The sequence below is a fragment of the Glutamicibacter sp. TV12E genome (assembly GCF_052441935.1).
GTDB lineage: Bacteria > Actinomycetota > Actinomycetes > Actinomycetales > Micrococcaceae > Glutamicibacter.
Map to the genome: position 1 here is coordinate 1,408,349 of NZ_JBQVVF010000001.1, position 17,518 is coordinate 1,425,866.

The 17,518-nt window shown below is 64.0% G+C and carries 15 protein-coding genes, 1 pseudogene and 1 riboswitch; of the genes and pseudogenes, 13 read left to right on the plus strand and 3 right to left on the minus strand.

Annotated elements, in window-relative coordinates:
- Nucleotides 1–192 precede the first annotated feature (192 nt).
- Entirely contained in the window at nucleotides 193–1,629 is a 1,437-nt protein-coding gene (locus tag ACT7DV_RS06580; protein WP_444661434.1) for a glycosyltransferase family 2 protein, read from the plus strand.
- The gene (locus ACT7DV_RS06585; protein WP_444661435.1) at nucleotides 1,629–1,850 is read left to right on the plus strand and encodes a hypothetical protein; all 222 of its coding nucleotides are present in this window, start codon (nucleotides 1,629–1,631) and stop codon (nucleotides 1,848–1,850) included. Before ACT7DV_RS06580 ends, ACT7DV_RS06585 begins: the two co-directional genes overlap by 1 nt.
- On the opposite strand, the gene ACT7DV_RS06590 is transcribed toward ACT7DV_RS06585, so the two are convergent.
- Nucleotides 1,812–2,510 carry an EAL domain-containing protein gene (locus ACT7DV_RS06590; protein ID WP_444661436.1) on the minus strand — a complete coding sequence of 233 codons (699 nt, stop codon included), beginning with the start codon at nucleotides 2,508–2,510 and terminating at the stop codon, nucleotides 1,812–1,814. The genes ACT7DV_RS06585 and ACT7DV_RS06590 overlap by 39 nt on opposite strands.
- A gap of 82 nt (nucleotides 2,511–2,592) precedes the next feature.
- Here ACT7DV_RS06590 and ACT7DV_RS06595 point away from each other — a divergent pair, with 82 nt between their 5' ends.
- Nucleotides 2,593–3,654, plus strand: a complete 1,062-nt coding sequence (locus ACT7DV_RS06595) for a diguanylate cyclase (protein ID WP_444661437.1) — start codon at nucleotides 2,593–2,595, stop codon at nucleotides 3,652–3,654.
- A 20-nt stretch (nucleotides 3,655–3,674) separates the two neighbouring features.
- Nucleotides 3,675–4,139, plus strand: coding sequence for a GNAT family N-acetyltransferase (locus ACT7DV_RS06600; RefSeq protein WP_444661438.1), 465 nt, complete (start codon nucleotides 3,675–3,677; stop codon nucleotides 4,137–4,139).
- On the opposite strand, the pseudogene ACT7DV_RS06605 reads toward ACT7DV_RS06600, so the two are convergent.
- Nucleotides 4,131–5,592, minus strand: a pseudogene (locus ACT7DV_RS06605) (SulP family inorganic anion transporter). The gene ACT7DV_RS06600 and the pseudogene ACT7DV_RS06605 overlap by 9 nt on opposite strands.
- A 675-nt stretch (nucleotides 5,593–6,267) precedes the next feature.
- On the opposite strand from ACT7DV_RS06605, the gene ACT7DV_RS06610 reads away from it, so the two are divergent.
- Together ACT7DV_RS06610 and ACT7DV_RS06615 are read left to right on the plus strand one after the other, a co-directional pair.
- Nucleotides 6,268–7,464 carry a glycerate kinase gene (locus ACT7DV_RS06610; RefSeq protein WP_444661439.1) on the plus strand — a complete coding sequence of 399 codons (1,197 nt, stop codon included), beginning with the start codon at nucleotides 6,268–6,270 and terminating at the stop codon, nucleotides 7,462–7,464.
- Between the two features lie 68 nt (nucleotides 7,465–7,532).
- Nucleotides 7,533–8,069 (plus strand): hypothetical protein, encoded by a 537-nt coding sequence (locus tag ACT7DV_RS06615; RefSeq protein WP_444661440.1) that lies wholly within the window; start codon nucleotides 7,533–7,535, stop codon nucleotides 8,067–8,069.
- Here ACT7DV_RS06615 and ACT7DV_RS06620 read toward each other — a convergent pair.
- Nucleotides 8,066–8,260: a hypothetical protein gene (locus tag ACT7DV_RS06620; protein WP_444661441.1), complete on the minus strand. Its 195-nt coding sequence runs from the start codon at nucleotides 8,258–8,260 to the stop codon at nucleotides 8,066–8,068. The genes ACT7DV_RS06615 and ACT7DV_RS06620 overlap by 4 nt on opposite strands.
- 116 nt (nucleotides 8,261–8,376) lie before the next feature.
- On the opposite strand from ACT7DV_RS06620, the gene ACT7DV_RS06625 reads away from it, so the two are divergent.
- The 7 genes from ACT7DV_RS06625 to ACT7DV_RS06655 all read left to right on the plus strand — a co-directional run bounded on the left by ACT7DV_RS06625 (nucleotide 8,377) and on the right by ACT7DV_RS06655 (nucleotide 17,508).
- A complete protein-coding gene (locus tag ACT7DV_RS06625) occupies nucleotides 8,377–9,438 on the plus strand; it encodes a sugar diacid recognition domain-containing protein (protein ID WP_444661442.1) in 1,062 nt (353 codons plus the stop codon).
- A gap of 352 nt (nucleotides 9,439–9,790) precedes the next feature.
- A riboswitch (SAM riboswitch) is annotated at nucleotides 9,791–9,881 on the plus strand.
- A gap of 68 nt (nucleotides 9,882–9,949) precedes the next feature.
- Nucleotides 9,950–10,990 (plus strand): substrate-binding domain-containing protein, encoded by a 1,041-nt coding sequence (locus ACT7DV_RS06630; protein WP_444661443.1) that lies wholly within the window; start codon nucleotides 9,950–9,952, stop codon nucleotides 10,988–10,990.
- A complete protein-coding gene (locus ACT7DV_RS06635) occupies nucleotides 10,974–12,512 on the plus strand; it encodes a sugar ABC transporter ATP-binding protein (RefSeq protein WP_444661444.1) in 1,539 nt (512 codons plus the stop codon). Before ACT7DV_RS06630 ends, ACT7DV_RS06635 begins: the two co-directional genes overlap by 17 nt.
- On the plus strand, nucleotides 12,509–13,510 hold the full coding sequence (locus ACT7DV_RS06640) for an ABC transporter permease (RefSeq protein ID WP_444661445.1): 1,002 nt from the start codon (nucleotides 12,509–12,511) through the stop codon (nucleotides 13,508–13,510). Before ACT7DV_RS06635 ends, ACT7DV_RS06640 begins: the two co-directional genes overlap by 4 nt.
- Entirely contained in the window at nucleotides 13,507–14,613 is a 1,107-nt protein-coding gene (locus ACT7DV_RS06645) for an ABC transporter permease (protein ID WP_444661446.1), read from the plus strand. Before ACT7DV_RS06640 ends, ACT7DV_RS06645 begins: the two co-directional genes overlap by 4 nt.
- Nucleotides 14,610–16,046 carry an LLM class flavin-dependent oxidoreductase gene (locus ACT7DV_RS06650; protein ID WP_444661447.1) on the plus strand — a complete coding sequence of 479 codons (1,437 nt, stop codon included), beginning with the start codon at nucleotides 14,610–14,612 and terminating at the stop codon, nucleotides 16,044–16,046. The genes ACT7DV_RS06645 and ACT7DV_RS06650 overlap by 4 nt, the downstream gene beginning before the upstream one ends.
- A 235-nt stretch (nucleotides 16,047–16,281) precedes the next feature.
- A complete protein-coding gene (locus tag ACT7DV_RS06655; RefSeq protein WP_444661448.1) occupies nucleotides 16,282–17,508 on the plus strand; it encodes an acyl-CoA dehydrogenase family protein in 1,227 nt (408 codons plus the stop codon).
- Nucleotides 17,509–17,518 lie beyond the last annotated feature (10 nt).

Sequence of the window (17,518 nt, forward strand, 5' to 3'; positions counted from 1 at the left end):
GTTCGTCCGGTGCTGAGGAAAAGCGGTGCTTTTGCTGGGGGTGATTTGCATCTCCGCGCGGTGCCTGGCTGCGCGCAAGATGCTAGCTTGGCTAAATAACTTTCTTGGCCAAAATCCACCGGAGGCGCGCCTCCGACAGGCCCGTCCGTGCGGTGCCGCACGGTGAACCTGTAACGTGAACGGAGCGCGTACGTGCAAAAGCATTTCAGCCGATGGGTGGGCATCGCTGTTGTCCTGATTGTCGTGGCCGCGGCCGCGCTGCTGCTGTGGTCCATCAGCCTCAGCGGCAAGCCGGTGGCGATGTGGAACCCAGTGGAGCTTCGGATCGGCGCGCTCTGGACCACGTTCTACAGCACCGAGCTGCCCGATCTGTCCATCTTGGTGTTCGCCGTGTCGGCCGCGGTCATGCTGGTGCTGCTCGTGGTGCTTGGCGAGCGCTTCGTCACCTGGCGCTATCGGCGTACGCCAATCCAGAAATCGAGCCGTCCGCTGGCGCCGAAAGCAGTCATGGCCCGCACCCGCGGTGTCCACGCAGGTGAAGTCGCCGTGACCGTGCTGATTCCGGCGCATAACGAGGAAGCTTCCCTGCCCCTTACGCTCAAGGCCCTCGAGGAGCAGAGCTTCAAGCCATCGCGGATCATCGTGGTGGCCGACAACTGCACCGACGCCACCGTTGCGGTGGCCCGCGAGCACGGTGTCGAGGTCTTCGAATCGGTGGAGAACAAGCACAAGAAGGGCGGGGCGCTGAACCAGGCGCTGCAGGCGATTCTGCCGTCGATGGGCGATAACGACTGCGTGATGGTGATGGATGCGGATTCGCAGATCGGCACCGGATTCCTGGAAACCGCGAAGGACCGGTTCTCCTGGGACCGCGCGCTGATGGCGGTGGGCGGGCTCTTCCACGGCGAAGAAGGCCATGGGCTGCTTGGCCAATTCCAGCGCAACGAATACACCCGCTACCAGCGCGAGATCGAGCGCCGCAATGGCCGGGTCTTTGTGCTCACCGGCACCGCCTCGGTCTTCCGCGCAGCAGCCCTGCGCGAAGTGGCCGCTGCCCGCGGCACCATGCTGCCGGGCAACCCGGGCGAGGTCTACGACACCGCCGCGCTGACCGAGGACAATGAGCTGACCATTGCGCTGAAGACCCTCGGCGCGCTGACCACCTCGCCGAAGCGCTGCACGGTGGTCACCGAGCTGATGCCCAGCTGGAAGATGCTCTGGGCCCAGCGCCTGCGCTGGCAGCGCGGTGCGCTGGAGAACCTGGGCGCCTACGGGGTGAGCGCGCAGACCTCGCGCTACTGGGCACAGCAGATCGGCATCGGCTACGGGGTGATCGCCCTGTTCAGCTACTTCGCGCTGATGCTCATAATGCTGGTCTCGATGGACACCTGGGTATGGTTCCCGTTCTGGATGCTGCTCGGAGCGCTCTTCGCGGTGGAACGCATCGTCACCGTCTGGCATGGCGGATGGCGCGCGCGGATCGTCGCGGCGCTGGTCATCCCGGAGCTCGTCTACGATGCCTTCTTGGACCTGGCCTTCCTCAAGGGCGTGGCGGATATCGCCTTCGCCCGCAGCGCGGACTGGAAGCATGTCGAGCACGCAGGTGCCGCACGGAAGGAATTGGGCTGATGGTGGAACTTCTGGTGCACGTGCCGCGCGGGATCATCCTGCCCGAGAGCGTGCTGCTCAGCGACTGGTTCGCGGTGCTGGCCTCATTCGTCGCGATCAACACCGTGCTGTACCTGGTGCTCGGGCTGGTGAAGCTGCTGCCGGTGATCCGCCTGAAGAGCATGCAGGGGCGGGAGCGGCGTTCAGAAACCCGGAACATCGATCCCGAGGCGTCCGCGTAGCACGGCCATCGCTTCAGGCAGATGCTGTGCTTCGAGGCCGGGGCTGAAGTAGAAGCCCTGGGCGTAGTCGAAGCCCAAGTCCAGGGCCAGAGCCAGATGCTGTGCGGTTTCCACGCCTTCGACCAGGGTCTGCGCATTGATCGCCCGGGCCGCGGCCAGCAGCAGATCCACATGCTCGTGCGCTGCGGGCGATGACTGGTAGTGGACGAACAGCGAACGGTCCAGCTTCACGATGTGGGGCTTGAGCATGGTGATGCGTTCGCGGGTTGCGTAGCCGATTCCAGCATCGTCAACCAGCAAGAGGCAGCCGAGCTCATCGGCGCTGATCCGGGCCCTGCCGCACAGTTCCGGTGCGGAGAGCTCATGCAATTCCAATCCCCAAGCCAGCCGGCGGTCCAGCTCCGGGCGTTGCTTGGCGAAAGCATCGATGGCTGGCCCCGAAGCATTCATGGTGAGCAGCAGGCCATCGGGAATGGCATTGCTGGCGGCAAGGACCTGCTCTAGAGCGCGCAGTTCCAGTTCAACTAGACTGCCTGCAAGGCGGGCTTCATTGAAATGCGCCTCTGGAGTGCGGCCATCACAGAACCTGGCCAGCGCTTCGAAGCCCGCGAGGGCATGGCGCTGCAAGTCTATGAGTGGCTGGAATACAAATTTCATCATCCGCCGATCAGGCCGAAATTGAAGGACTTTGCCGTCGCTGCATTGCGCGGCTCGCTAGTGGAAATCTTACAATGGACTGGATATGGATACGCGGTTTCTGGGGAAAAAGGACCGACGAGCACAGGTCGGCAGCAGCTGGTGGTACCGGCTGGTGCCGCCCAGGGCTCGCGCAATCAAGCGCCCTGAAGTAGCGGTAACCGGGTTCATCGCCTGCTTCTTCATAGTTTTCTACCTGATCAATTTGACCTACGACTTCGAGTCGGCGCTCAGGCAGTCCCTGGGCTATATCCGCTTTGCCGGCGCGATCCTGGTGCTCTTGCTGATCTACATCAAGCTGGACCGCTTCCCGCTGTGGATCAGCTACTTCTGGGTGCTGACCGAGCTCGTCGCCTTCGTCTGCTTCGTGGGACTCTCCTCGGATTTCGAGCAGATCGCCTTCCGGCTCCAGGAATTCCCGTTGATCACCCTGTACCTGGCCTGGCTCTTCAACCCCAGGCTGGTGCGAGGGACCATCTACCCGGTGCTGGCGTGCACCCTGTACCTGGCCTACTTCTACGGGCCGCAGTCAGGCATGGCGCTGCACAGCGGATGGCTCAATGTGCTCAGCCTGCTGCTGCTGACCATCGGCGCCTCCGTGATCGGCAGCTATGTGAAAGCCCGCTTCCACTACCAATCCGAGGTCGACGAACTCACCGGGGCGGTCAATCGCCGCGGGCTGCAGCTGCGCGGAGAACTCATGCTTGCGTCGTCACAGCGCTACCGGCGGCCGCTGGCGGCGGCCCTGCTGGATATGGACAAGTTCAAGGCAATCAATGATGAAGGCGGCCACGAGGCGGGCGACCGGGCCCTGAAGGACCTGGTGGCGCATCTGGAGACGAGCACGCGCAAGAACGACCTGGTAGCCCGGTTGGGCGGCGATGAGTTCGTGATCCTGTTTCCGGGCACCACGCGCACCCAAGCCCAGCTCCTGATGGATCGCGTGCAGGGCTCGTCGTCGCAGGCGTGGAGCTTCGGTGTTGCGCAGGCGCGTACGGACGACAACCTGAGCACGATGATCCTGCGTGCGGATCGAGACATGTATGCCTCGAAGCGCGATCGGGCCTCGCGCGAAGGCCGAAATCCGGGGGACATCGGCGCGAAATAAAACCGTGGCAGGCTTGAGCCATGGATATCAGGATGATCGAAGCCGATCCGCTCGCCGAATCGATGCAGCGCATGGTGCAAGAGCATTTGGCCGATATGGCGCCTACTGCGCCGCAGGAGAGCCGGCACGCCTTGGATGCCAGTGCGCTGGCCGGGGAAGGCGTCACGCTGTTCCAAGTCTGCTCCGGCGAAACGGTGATCGGCATGGGCGCGTTCAAGGACCTGGGCGGGCAGGTGGCGGAGCTGAAAAGCATGCGCGTGTCCCCGGAGTTCCGAGGACAGGGCATCGGCCGGCGGCTGCTGGACGAGCTGATCGGTTGCGCCGCGCGGCGCGGTTTCACCCAGCTCTGCCTGGAGACCGGAACCCATGAGTACTTCACCGCTGCCCGGCGCATGTACCAGGCTGCCGGCTTCACCCCGTGCCCGCCTTTCGGCGGCTACCAGCTCGATCCGAACAGCATGTACTACCGGCTGCAGCTAGCCTAGTTTCCCGCCGAGGCGGTCCTGCATTTTCTGGCTGGCCACATTCAGCCCGCGGATCTGGACGGTCTTGCCGTAGTTCTGGTATTTGGCGCGAATCGAATCCACCGCCGCGATGGTGGAGGCATCCCAGAGGTGCGAATCGGACATGTTCGATGACGATGCGCTCGGGGTCCTCGGCGTAGCGGAACTGGGTGTACAGGTCGTTGGATGAGGCGAAGAACAGCTCGCCGTTGACCGCGTAGAGCGCCTGCTCGCCGGACACCGTGCGGGTAACCGTGACCATGTGGGCCACGCGGTTGGCGAAGAGCACCATCGCCGAGAGGATGCCCACGCCCACGCCGATGGCGAGGTTGTGGGTGGCCACGGTGAGCACCACGGTGATGGCCATGACGAAGGTTTCGCTCTTGGGCATCATCTTCAGGGTGCTCGGGCGGATGGAGTGCCAGTCGAAGGTGGTTGCCGAGACCACGATCATCACCGCGACCAGCGCGGCCATCGGAATCTGCGCCACCACATCCCCGAGCAGCAGCGCCAGCAGCAGCATGAAAATGCCGGCAAAGGCAGTGGAGATGCGGGTGCGCCCGCCCGAGACCTTCACCCCCACCATGGTCTGGCCGATCATCGCGCAGCCGCAGATGCCGCCGAAGAACCCGGTGACGATATTCGCGGTGCCCTGCGCCCAGGACTCGCGGGTTTTGCTCGAAGGGGTATCGGTGATGTCATCAACCAGCTTGGCGGTGAGCAGGGATTCGAGCAGGCCCACAAAGGCCACCGCGATCGCATAGGGCGCGATGATCTTCAGGGTCGCCAGATCCAGCGGCACCCCGGGCAGGTGGAAGATGGGCAGCGAATCGGGCAGCTCGCCCTTGTCGCCTACGAGCGGGACGGCGACCTTCGCGAAGATCGTGATCGCGGTGAGCACCACGATGGCGATCAGCGGCGCCGGCACCGCCTTGGTGATCTTCGGGAAGTAGCAGACGATCCCCACGCCGAGGATCACCAGCGGGTAGACCTGCCAGGGAACATGGCGCAGTTCGGGCATTTGCGCCCAGAAGATCGAGATGGCCAGGCCATTGACGAAGCCGATCATCACCTGCCGGGGAATGAAGCGCAGCAGCTTGGCCACGCCCAGCAGCGCAAGGGCCACCTGGATGACGCCAGCCAAAACCACCGTGGCAAAGAGGTACTCCACTCCGTAGCTGCGCACCAGCGGGGCCACCACCAGCGCCACCGCGCCGGCCGCCGCGGAAATCATGGCCGGGCGCCCTCCGGTGATCGCGATGACCACGGACATGGTGAAGGAGGCGAAGATGCCCACGCGCGGATCCACGCCGGCAATCACGGTGAACGCGATGACCTCGGGAATCAGCGCCAGGGACACCACCAGCCCGGCGAGCAGCTCGGTCTTGAGCAGCCGGGGGGATTTGAGGGTGCGCCACACCGACTGTCGCTGCATCGGGGTCAGTTCTGCGATCGCGGTGCTCACCGGGACTCCATTCAAAAAAGTGCCCCGGGACAAGTTGGAGCGGGGACCTATCTACGGTATCGCACCGGGCGCTGGCGGCGGTTAAATTCGAAGCCCCAGCCGGCCCGGATTGCTCCGGGGGCTGGGGCTTCTCGATCATCACTCGCACCTTCATGAGGTGATTTCCACTCTAGGGCCGCTGGCTGTGCGTCCAATTAGCAGGGACTGCGCGTTGTCTGCAGGTGTTCGCCGGCCGTGATTCCGCCGGCGCCAGAGGGCAAAAAATTGGCCCTGCCGCAAGACCGGCAGGGCCAATTTTTCGTCATCACTCGCACCTTCAATGAGGTACTTACCAGCCTAGGGGCGGCGCCTGTGGATGAAATAAGCGTGCACTGCATGCTGCCCATGGATCCGCTCGCACCTGCGTGCGGAGCCGGGTTAAAGAAGAATTCCCGCTGGGCAATATCCAGCGGGAATTCTCACGATCATCACTCGCACCTTCAAGGAGGTGTTTTCAACAGTAGCGGCGCTTTCTGTGTCGTCCCTTTGGCTCAGCTACGCATTGCCGATGATTGGGCGCAATGCACATAGCCAGCCCGGTGCTGGTGCGGCAAATACAGTCATGGGCCCATAGTTCCAGGCAGGCAAGCTGCCTAAGCTGGGAACATGACTCCTCAGCAGAAACCAGTCCCCGCAGCCAATGGCGTGCTGCAGGTGGCAATTGTTCCCGACTCCTTCAAGGGAAGCGCCCGGGCCAGCGAAGTGGCCACCGCGCTCGCACAAGGATTCTCCAAGGGGGCCGCGAGCCGCCAGCGCCAGATCGAGATCACCGCGGTGCCCTTTGCCGACGGCGGCGAAGGAACACTGGAGGCGCTGATCGATGCCTGGGGCACCGAAGCGATCACGGTGGACACCACCGACGCCCTGGGCCGCGCGGTCGCTTCCCGGCTCGGGCTGTCCGCGGACAAGAAGATCGCCGTCGTGGAAGCCGCCGAAGCTGCCGGTCTGCCGCAGGTCAGCGACGTGCCGCGCAAGCCGCTTCAGGCCACGACCCGGGGTCTGGGCCCGCTGGTGTCGCGCGCCTTGGATCTCGGGGTGCAGCAGATCATCCTGTGCCTGGGCGGGTCCGCCACCACCGACGGCGGCACCGGCCTGCTGGGCGCACTGGGCGCCAAGTTCCTTGACGAGCACGGGCAGCAGCTGCCAGCAGGCGGCGGCGCACTGTCGAAGCTGGCGAAGATCGACATGTCCGAACTGGATCCGCGGGCCGCCGCGGTGCAATGGCAAATCGCCTGCGATGTCACCAACCCGCTGCTCGGCGCCCAGGGCGCGGCAGCGATCTTCGGCCCGCAGAAGGGGGCTTCCGAGCAGGACGTGCAGCTGCTGGACCGCGGCCTGGGCCGCTTGGCCGACGTTCTTGAAGCGGATACCGGCCGGAAGCTGCGCGAGCAGCCGGGCATGGGAGCAGCCGGAGGCCTGGCAGTGTGCCTGGCCTCGTACTTCCCGGTGGAGCTGATCCCCGGATGGCAACTGGTAGCCGAGGTGCTCGATGCGCACCGGATCCTGGGTGCCGCGGACCTGGTCATCACCGGCGAGGGGCGGCTCGATAGCCAGTCGCTGAACGGCAAGGTGGTGTGCGGGGTGCTGGAAGCGGCCGGGGAGCATGCTGAGGTGATCGTGGTGGCGGGGTCCGTGGACCTGGGCGACGAGCAGCTGGACCAGGCCGGGATACTGGCGGCCTATTCCATCGCACCCGGGCCGGCGAGCCTGGCTCAATTGTCCGCCGATACCCTCGCATTGGTTGAGCGCACGGCGTTCAGCGTGGCCAGGACCTACCTGCCGCCGGCTCCACCGAGGGGATGAAAAGGCGCATCCGGTTTTCCGCCAGGAAGACGATGCGCCTAGCGGCGGCCGGTTTCTACGATTGAATCATGATGAAGAAAAAGTATGCAGCCAGCGCCTTGCTGGCTGCGCCCATGGCCCTGCTGCTCAGCGGATGTTCCGTTTCGGATCTGATGGTTGATAAATACGATGAGTCCACCGAAAAGTCTGCCAAGACCTCTGAAGAAGGCGTTTCGAGCGGATTGCTGCCCGCTTGGGTCCCTGCCGGCGGCACCAACGTGGAGCTCGTGCAGCGCAATACCGGGATGGAAAGAATTTTTGCCATGGACTTCACCGGGGATTTGCCCGCCGAAAAATGCCTGCCGATTAAATCTGCTGGACACCCATCCGAAGCGGAACTGAAGAAGGCCTATGCTTCGGATCCGCGCACCAAGGATTTCGATGCCAAGGAGATCTCCTTGACCAGGACCCTTGAAGCGCAGTGGTGGCCGCAAGGCGCTGAAGACAAGACCACTGAGCTCTGCGGCCGATTCTGGGTCCACCTCGCCGATGGCAAGCTCTATGCTTTCGCGCCTGACAGCACGAGCACCGCCACGGCAGTGCTGCAGGAGCGCGACGCTTCCTAGGCTTTCCGTGGATCTCGCTGGCGGGGCTGGTTCCGGGCGGCATAAAACCGGCAAGCGGCCAACCCGGCCAGGCTCAGCGCAATCAGTCCAGGGCCCAGCAGCCCGGGCAAGCGCTGATTCCATGTCATGTTGAGCACTACCAGCAGGCTGACGAGGAAACCTCCGGTGAAGTAGCTGATCGCCGAACTCATGATGGACCTTTCAACGCGATGCTTGACTGGGGTGAGCCTAGCATCACCGGGCGGCAAGGTGAAGGAGCCCCGGGCCTTCCCTGCCCGAAGCAGGGCGGGGAAGCTAGGATGATTCCATGAGCGAAAAGGAGCAACCTCGACTGTCCGGCGCATTGGCGCAAAAGGTCGTCGATACCATTGCACCGACAATTAATCGCCATGTGAACATCATGAACGCCCATGGAATCATCATCGCCTCCAGCGATGCTTCGCGCGTGGGCACGCTGCACGAAGGAAGCGTCGAAGCCATCCGGCGCAACGAGATCATCAGGGTCACCCAGGCCGATGAAACGGCGGGAACCCAGCCGGGAGTGAACCTTCCTTTGGCGCTGAACGAGCGGTTGTGCGCAGTTGTCGGCGTGACCGGCGCGCCCCACGAGGTCGAGCCCCTGGCGAATCTGATTGCGCTCACCGTCCAGCTGCTGTTCGCCCAGGAGCGGGAGCACTCGCGCAGCGCTCGCCGGGCGGCCGAGGCGAGGGACCTTATTTCGGCCTTGCTAGCCGGGCGGGTTGCCGCGGAAGTTATCGACCGGGACCTGGGGGCGCACGGACTGCGCGGGCCAGTGCAACTTGAACTGTGGCTGCCGCGCGATGGCCAAGACCCCTTATTGGGATTGCCTGCTGTCGAAGGCGCGCGCACTTCATGGGTCAACCTGTTCGGCGCGCACTGGCGGCTGCGGACGAGCGCCGATGATGCACCAGGCCAGGATCCGGAATCCAGCGATCGTTATCTTGGCGGAGCGGATGCATTCGATGCCGGTGCGCTTTTGGCGCAGGCCGAAATGATGCGCACCCTGGTGGCGCGTCCCGCGCTGCTTCCGCAACGAGCACACCGGGAAATCTGGAATCAGGACATCGCGGTGGCCGTTGCGCGGACTCCGGCTCGGAGCCTGGCCTATCTTGCGGCACCGGCCCGGGCGCTGAATCAAGAACAAGCAAAAACCCTGCTGGTGGTCGCCGCGGCATCCGCCATGTCGCAGGCCTCCGAAGCATTGCACATCCACCGCAATACGCTGGTGCAGAGACTGGAGCGGATTGGCCAGGTCACCGGCGCTGATATTCGCCAAGCCAATGAATCGCTGCGGCTGCAGCATGCCATTTACGCGCGCATTGCACGTGATGAGATGCAGATTTTCTAGCTGAAGTTCCTCAAGGATCGCCGATTTACGTCAAAACAAGCCGTTGTCTCGGAGCGCAATGTTCCGATCATTGCATATCCTGCGGATCCTCGGCATTCCCATTGACGCGTCGTGATTCCGGGATGGGCGATGCCACGCTGCCGTTGGCGCCCGGGCAGGCCATGAACTGGCTTCCGTTCGCCAGGTGAATATCCTTATTCGACGTAATATGCGGAAATATGACGCTGATTTAGCGCCTGCCCGCCGCTTCGAAACCTTGCCAGCCCGGGATTTGTGACGAGATCTGACGCAGTGTTCCCTCCAGTGACGCGTTGACGGCAAGCTCCAGGGATCAATGCTTGACTCGGATAACACCCCATCCAGAGCGGCTGAGAGACCTGGCTCCACGACGCCGCAGCAAGTCTGCCTCCTGCAGATAGTGCTAACGCCAGGTTCGATGGAACTCCCGGGGCAAGAAGCGTGAACTTCTGCCCGGGATCCCTCGGTTCGATATGTCCAAGAGAGGGACGGCATGACTCGCACTCGCCCGAACACCCTGAAATTTGTTGCTGCCGCACTAGCGGCAGCAACGCTGCTCTCCGGTTGCTCGCTGAAGGAACCACGCCCCGAAGCAGCGCCGGCCGTGGCGCCAAGCAGCAACCCGCAAACCCAGCAGAAGCTCGACGATGTTCCTTCGCTCGAGGGCAAAAAAGTGGGCATCGCGGCAAAGGACATCCTGCACGACTACTCGCGCGTGGTGTATCAGCAAATCCAAGAACGCATCAAGGAGCTCGGCGGAGAGGTCATTGCCACCCAGGCCGAAGCCAAGGACGAGAAGCACGTTTCGGACGTGGAAAATCTGATAACCCAGTCGCCCGATGCCATCGTGGTGATCCTGGGCGACGCCCAGACGCTCACCCCGGCCCTGGCCAAGGTGGATGCTGCAGGAATTCCGCTGTTCACCATCGACTTCCAGAGCGAATACTCGAAGAACAACGTCACCAGCGATAACTGGAACGTCGGCACCACCCTGGCTCGCACCATGGCCGAGGACCTGCACGGCAAGGGCAAGATCCTGGTCTTCAACGGCTTCCCGGGCGTGACACCCTGCCGGATCCGCTACAACAGCCTGAACCTGGTGCTCGAAGACTACCCGAACATCGAGAAGATCACCCCGGAACTGCAGGACAAGTACGAAGGCACCATCGAAGATGCCAAGAACCAGATCCAGGATCAGCTGCGCAGGCTGCCCGAAGGCGAAGTGGATGCGATCTGGTCCTGCTGGGATATGCCGCTGATCGGCGCCGCGCAGGCCATCGATCCCACCGATAATGACATCAAGCTCTACGGAGTCGATGCGGAACCCGGGGCACTGGATTTGATCGCGAATCCGCAGAGCTCCTACCAGTTCACCGTCGCCCAGCCCACCAAGCAGATTGCTGCCACCTCTGCCACGAATATTGCGCTGCTCCTCAACGGGCAAGCCGACCAGGTTCCGAGCACCAGCTACGCCGAGCCGATTTTTGTGGATAAGGACAACGTGAATCAGGTGCGCAATGACAACGGAATCTAGCCTACTGCTGAGCATGGTCGGGATCGGCAAATCCTTTGGCGCCGTCACCGTGCTGGACGATGTCCACCTGCAGCTGCGGGCCGGGGAAGTGCTCGGCCTGGTAGGTGAAAACGGTGCCGGAAAATCAACCTTGATCAAAATCCTCACCGGGTTGTACACCCTGGATTCGGGGCGGATCGAGCTTGCTGGCCAAGAGGTGCAGATACGGCGCCCGGCCGATGCCGAAGCGCTGGGCATTGAGGTGATCCACCAGGACCGCCACCTGGCCGGACGCCTGACCGTCGCCGAACAGCTGTATCTTGGCACATCCAGGAACCGCGGATTATGGCGCCAGGAGCGCACCGTGCAAGAGGCGGCCCGGGCCGATATCCTGCGGACCACCGGCCAGGAGCTGGACACCGCTGCCTTTGTCGACGAGCTGAGCGTTGCCCAGCAGCAGCTGATCCAGATCGCCCGCGCCGTGCTGGCCGAACCCAAGGTGCTGATTCTTGACGAGCCGACCGCTCCGTTGGCCAATGACGAGGTCGAGCAGCTCTTCGGCACCATCGGCCACCTGCGTGATCGCGGGGTGGGGATCATTTTCATCTCCCACTATCTACAGGAACTGCAGCAGGTCACCGACCGGATCACGGTCTTGCGCAACGGCAGGAATGCCGGGGATGCCAGCTTTGCGAACGGCGACAGCATTGAAGATGTCATCGGCTTGATGCTGGGCAGCCAAGTCAGCGAATTCTCGCACCAGCAGCGCGAGGCCCCCGCCCGCCAAGGCGAGCCTGCCCTTCAACTCTCGGGCCTGTCGGTGGCGGGCAAGCTGGACGGCATTGATCTCACGGTGGCTCCCGGGGAAATCGTGGCCGTCACCGGGTTGGTGGGATCAGGCATCGAGGTGCTCGCCGATGCGGTCACCGGCAATCATCCGCATGCGGGCACTGCCCTGCTGCACGGCCGCCCGGTGGCTTCTGCCGCGGACTTTGTCGCCCGAGGCGGCGCCTACGTCCCATCGAACCGGCACCGCGATGGCATCTTCCTGCGCAACACCGTGCGGGAGAATATTGCCGCCGCCAGCCTGCGGAAGGTCGGCAGCCGGCTTGGGCTGCTCAACGCACGCAAGGAGCGGGATGCTGCGAGCGGGCTGGTGCGGCACCTGGATATCCGCCCGGGCAATCCCGAAGCGATTGCCTCCGGCCTTTCAGGAGGCAACCAGCAGAAGACCGTCTTGGCCCGCTGGCTGGCCAAGGGCTCAGACGTGCTGGTCCTGGACCAGCCCACCTCGGGCGTCGATGTGGGAAGCCGCGCGCATATCTACGCGGAGATTTCCCAGCTGGTGCAGGACGGGGCCGCCGCGCTGATGGCCAGCGTGGATCTGGAAGAAGTGGTGGGCCTGGCCGACCGGGTCCTGGTGCTTTACCGCGGCCGGATCATCGCCGAGCTGCCGTCCAGCCAGGCGAACACCGAAAGAATTCTGCAACTGGCTTCCAGCGGGCAAGCCAGCGGAGAACCACGCGAAGAGGTGAACGCATGAGCACCACCCTTGTCCCCGCCAGCCAGGCGCCGGCGCGCATCGCTCAAGGCAGGAAGCCGGGGCTGGCCGCCTGGATCGGCTATGCCGGCATTGGAGCAGTGCTGCTGCTTTTCGCTTTCGGTTCCCCTTTTTTCCTGACAGCTTCGAATATCGCGACGATTCTCACCCAGGCCTCGGTGTTCGGCATCGCCGGAGTGGGGCTCGCGATCGTGATCATCGCCGGCGGCGACGACGTGCTCAATGGCGGCATCGACCTCTCCACCGGAGCGGTGGCGGGACTATCGGGCACGGTGACCGCGCTGGCCGCGGCTGCCGGAACCCCCGGACTGTTGTCGATGCTGTATGGAGTTTTGGTGGCCACCGTGATCGGCGTTGCCAACGGCCTCTCGGTCACCTTGGGCTTGCGTCCGCTGCTGGCTACCCTGGCCACCATGGGCGTGGCCGCTTCGCTGGAACTGGTCTTCAGCCAGAACCTGAAGATCGCCGTGTCAGGCAGCTTCTTCGAAGCAGCCCGGGCCAGCGTCTTCCTGGGGATCCCTTTGGCTGCTTGGATCATGGTGCTCATCGGGGCACTGGGCTGGTGGGTTTATGGCAAGACCAGCTGGGGCGTGAACTCCTACGCCGTGGGCCAGAATCCGACGGCCGCCCAGGTGGCCGGATTGGATCCTCGCCGCTACCGGCTGGCCAGCTACATGCTCAGCTCGGCGCTGGCTGGCCTGGCCGGCACGCTGCTGGTCGCCAGGCTTTCGGCCGCAGTTCCGGGCATTGGAACGCAGATCCTGCTGGACATCGTTCTGGTGGCCTACATGTCCATGATCTTCTCCCGGCGCCGGCTGGCCAGCGTCGTTGGCACCGTGCTGGCCGCGGTGTTTGTCGCCGCCTTGGACAACGGACTGACCCTGCTGGGTGTCGCAAGCCAATGGGTGGGCGCGGCCAAGGGCCTGCTGATCCTGCTGGTGCTCGCCAGCGTGACCCTGCGCGGAAGGAAGAACCGATGAATGCCGCACAAACCCTGGCCGCGCCACCGGCCCCGGCCCCTGGCGCCGCGGTAGTGGGGGGCGGAAAGAAGCGTGGCAGGCTGCAAGCATCGCGGCTGGTGGCTCCGGCCACGCTGGCCTTGATCCTGATCACCTTCTCGGTGCTCAGCCCGGTGTTCTTCACCGCGGGAAACCTCGTGGGAATCCTTGGGCAGGTGGCACTGCTGGCGCTGGTCGCCATCGGGCTGACCCTGGTGGTGCGGGCCGGCGGCATTGACCTGTCCATCGGCGTGGCCCTGGATTTGGGCGCCTTGGCCAGTGCCTGGCTGATCCACGACGGCTATCGTGCCTGGGTGGCCGTGGCCGGCGGGCTGCTCTTCGCCCTGGCGGTCGGGCTGGTCAACGCGCTGCTGATCGTGATCCTGCGGATCCCTGCCTTCCTGGCCACGCTGAGCGTGTGGTTTGTCGGCACCAGCGTGCAGCAGCTGTTCACCGGCGGCGGCGCGCCGATCTACCTCTCGGCGCCGCTGGTGCCGGACGGTTTTGCGGTGATCGGTCGGGGCTACTTCCTGGATATGGATGCCGCGGTGATCAACGCGGCATCCGTTGCCGTGGCGGTGGCGCTGCTGCTGGGAATCACCCGCTACGGGCGCAAGCTGACCATGGCCGGCGAACAGCCAAGGGCCGCAAAAATCTCCGGCCTGCGGATCAATGCGCTGATCATTAGCGCCTATCTGTTGTGCGCGGTGATCGCCGGATTCGCCGGGGTGGTGCTGGCCGCGCGTTCCAACGGCTATGTTCCGGGCAGCGGGCAGGCCTATTTGATGGATGCCATCGGCGCGGTTTTCATCGGTGCGACCATCAGCCGCTACGGGCGGGTATCGGTGGGCGGCACGCTGATCGGCGTGGTGATCTTCGGGCTGCTGGATAACGGGCTGAACCTGATCGGGCTGTCCTTCTTCTGGCAGGATCTCGCCCGCGGACTGGTTCTGCTGGCGATCCTGCTCGCCGCCGTGGTGCTCGGGCGGTCCAAGGGCCAGCCGGCCACCGGCATCTTCGCGCTGCTGCGCATGGCCCAGCGCCAGGCACAATCCACCACAGTGAAGGGAAGCACCAGAATATGAGCAAGCGCATCCATCTCAACGCCTTTGACATGACCTGCGTCAGCCACCAAAGCCCCGGGCTGTGGCGCCACCCGCAGAACCGGGCCGACGAATACAACACCCTCGAATACTGGGTGGATCTGGCCAAGACGCTGGAGCGCGGCGGTTTCGACGCCCTGTTCCTGGCCGATGTGCTGGGCATCTACGACGTCTACCAGAATTCCAGCGGTCCCGCCCTGCTGGATGCCGACCAGGTTCCGCTGAATGATCCCTTCATGCAGGTTTCCGCCATGGCTGCTGCCACCAGGAACCTCGGCTTTGCGGTGACCAGCGCGCTGACCTACGAGCAGCCCTATGCGCTGGCCCGGAAGTTCTCCTCCCTGGACCACCTCACCCGCGGGCGCATCGGCTGGAATGTGGTGACCAGCTATCTGGAATCGGCGGCCCGCAATCTGGGGATGACCCGCCAGCTGGATCACGACGCGCGCTATGACATCGCCGATGAGTTCATGGACGTGGTCTACAAGCTCTGGGAAGGATCCTGGGAGGAAGACGCGGTCATCAAGGATCGGGAACGCGGCGTGTATACCGATCCATCCAAGGTGCACCCGATCAACCACCACGGCGAATACTTCAACGTGCCTGGCATCCACCTCTCCGAGCCATCCATCCAGCGCACCCCGGCGATCTTCCAGGCCGGTGCATCCTCGCGCGGCCGGCGCTTTGGCGCGCAGCATGCCGAAGGCATCTTCCTGAATTCGATCAATACCGCGGTCACCCGCCGCCAGACTGATGCGATCCGCGACGAGTTCGAAGCGGTGGGCCGGCCCCGGGATGCCGCGAAAATCTATGCGCTGATGACCACCGTGGTGGCTGATTCGGATGCGCAGGCGCAAAAGCTCTACCGCGAGTACCAGTCCTATGCCTCGCGCGAAGGCGCCATGACCTTCTATGGCGGCTGGTCCGGGTTGGATCTGAGCCAGTATGCGCCGGATGAGGAGCTGCAGTATCTGGAAACCAATGCGGCGCGTTCGGCGGTCTCGATTTTCACCACCGCCAGTCCGCAGCAGAAGTGGACGCCCAATGCCATTGCCGACTACCTGGGCGTGGGCGGCATCGGGCCGGTGCTGGTGGGGTCGGCGGAAACCGTGGCCGACGAAATCGAGCGCTGGGTGGATGAGTCCGGATTGGACGGGATCAACCTGGCCTACGCCATCACTCCCGGCTCCTTCGAGCAGTTCACTGATCTGGTGGTTCCCGAGCTGCGCAAGCGCGGACGGACGTGGGCCGGCTACGAGGGCAGCACGCTGCGCGAATATCTGACGGGTCCGGGCAGCACCCGCGTGGCCGACGACCACCCCGCAGCTGCCTATCGCGGCGCCTATGCGGGCAAGGCCTCTGCGCAGGAATCCAAGGCGAGCCAAACACCGGACGCGGTCCTGGGCGCCAAATGACATATCGGGAAATATGACGGTGCTTCCGCCCGTGCGCAGGGCGCTGAAGATGTCGATTCATGACGATATTGAGGCAGATGACACCCTGTCTGCCAAGCGTCGCCCGACGATGTTTCACTGGTAGCACACGCCATCCCAGCGGCCCAGAGACCTGCAGGAAGTGCTAACCAAGTTCGATGGATCCGCAGAGCTTTTCTGCGTCCTTCGGAATCCATAACCCACAAGGAGAACGAAGATGACTGTACTGCCTACCCAGGTGCCGCGCGTGCCCTACACCGGCACAGCCGATGAGGCAGAGCTGGCCCGCTGGCGCGAGATCGCCCAGCAGGCAGCAGGCCAGCTGGCCGCTGACGCGCTGGAGCGGGACCGGAAGAATGCCCAGCCTTTTGCCGAAGTGCAGTTGCTGCGCGAAGCAGGCTTGCTGAATCTGCTGGTTCCCGCCGAGTTCGGGGGAGCAGGGGCGCACTGGGAAACCGCTTTTGAGGTGGTCCGCATCCTGGCTGCCGCCGATGGCTCCATCTCGCAGCTGCTGGCCTACCACTACGTGAACCAGTCGGGCATCGCCTTCTATGGCGCCCCGGAAACCCAAGCCGAATGGTGGCAGCGCACCGTCGAGGGCGGATGGCTCTGGGGCGACTCGGTCAACCCGGTGGACCCGACCCTGAGCCTCGTTCCGGAAGGCGATGGCTTCCGGCTCAATGGCGCCAAGCGCTTCTCCACCGGCTCCGGGGTGGGCGAGGTCATTGTGGTCAACGCCGAGGTCACCGAGGGCGAACGTGCCGGCCAGGTGCTGGCCTTCGTCATTCCGCGCGCCCGCGAAGGCTTGGAAATCGTGGATGATTGGGACTACCTGGGACAGCGCCTGAGCGCCTCGAACTCGCTGAAGTACCACAATGTGCGCATCGAAGCCCGGGACCTGCTCGGCGAGGTCACCGAAGAACCAGTATCGACCCTGCTCACCCCGGGCATCCAGCTGGCTTTTGCCAACTTCTACCTGGGCATTGCCGAAGGCGCGCTGGCGCGCGGCAAGCAGATCCTGCTGGGACGCAAAAACGCCTGGTTGTTCTCGCAGGCCGAGACCTACTCGCAGGATCCGATCTTCCAGCGCACCGTGGGCGAGCTCAAGGCCCGCACCGCCGCGGTGGCGGCGCTGGCCGAAAAGCTGGGGCGCAAATTTGATGCCTTGCTTTCCAAGGGCGCGGAGGTCACCGGGTCCGATCGCGCGGCGCTGGCCGTGGACATCGCCGAAGCGAAGGTGGTCTCCACCGAGGTCGGCGTCGAGGTGGCCAACCGGATCTTCGAGGTCACCGGATCATCGTCCACGGCGAACTCGGTCGGGCTGGATCTGTACTGGCGCAATGTGCGCACCCACTCGCTGCACGACCCGGTGGACTACAAGAAGATCGAGGTCGGCGCGTACTTCCTGCGCGGAGAATCCCAGCCGCTATCGCTCTACACCTGAGAACTTCTAC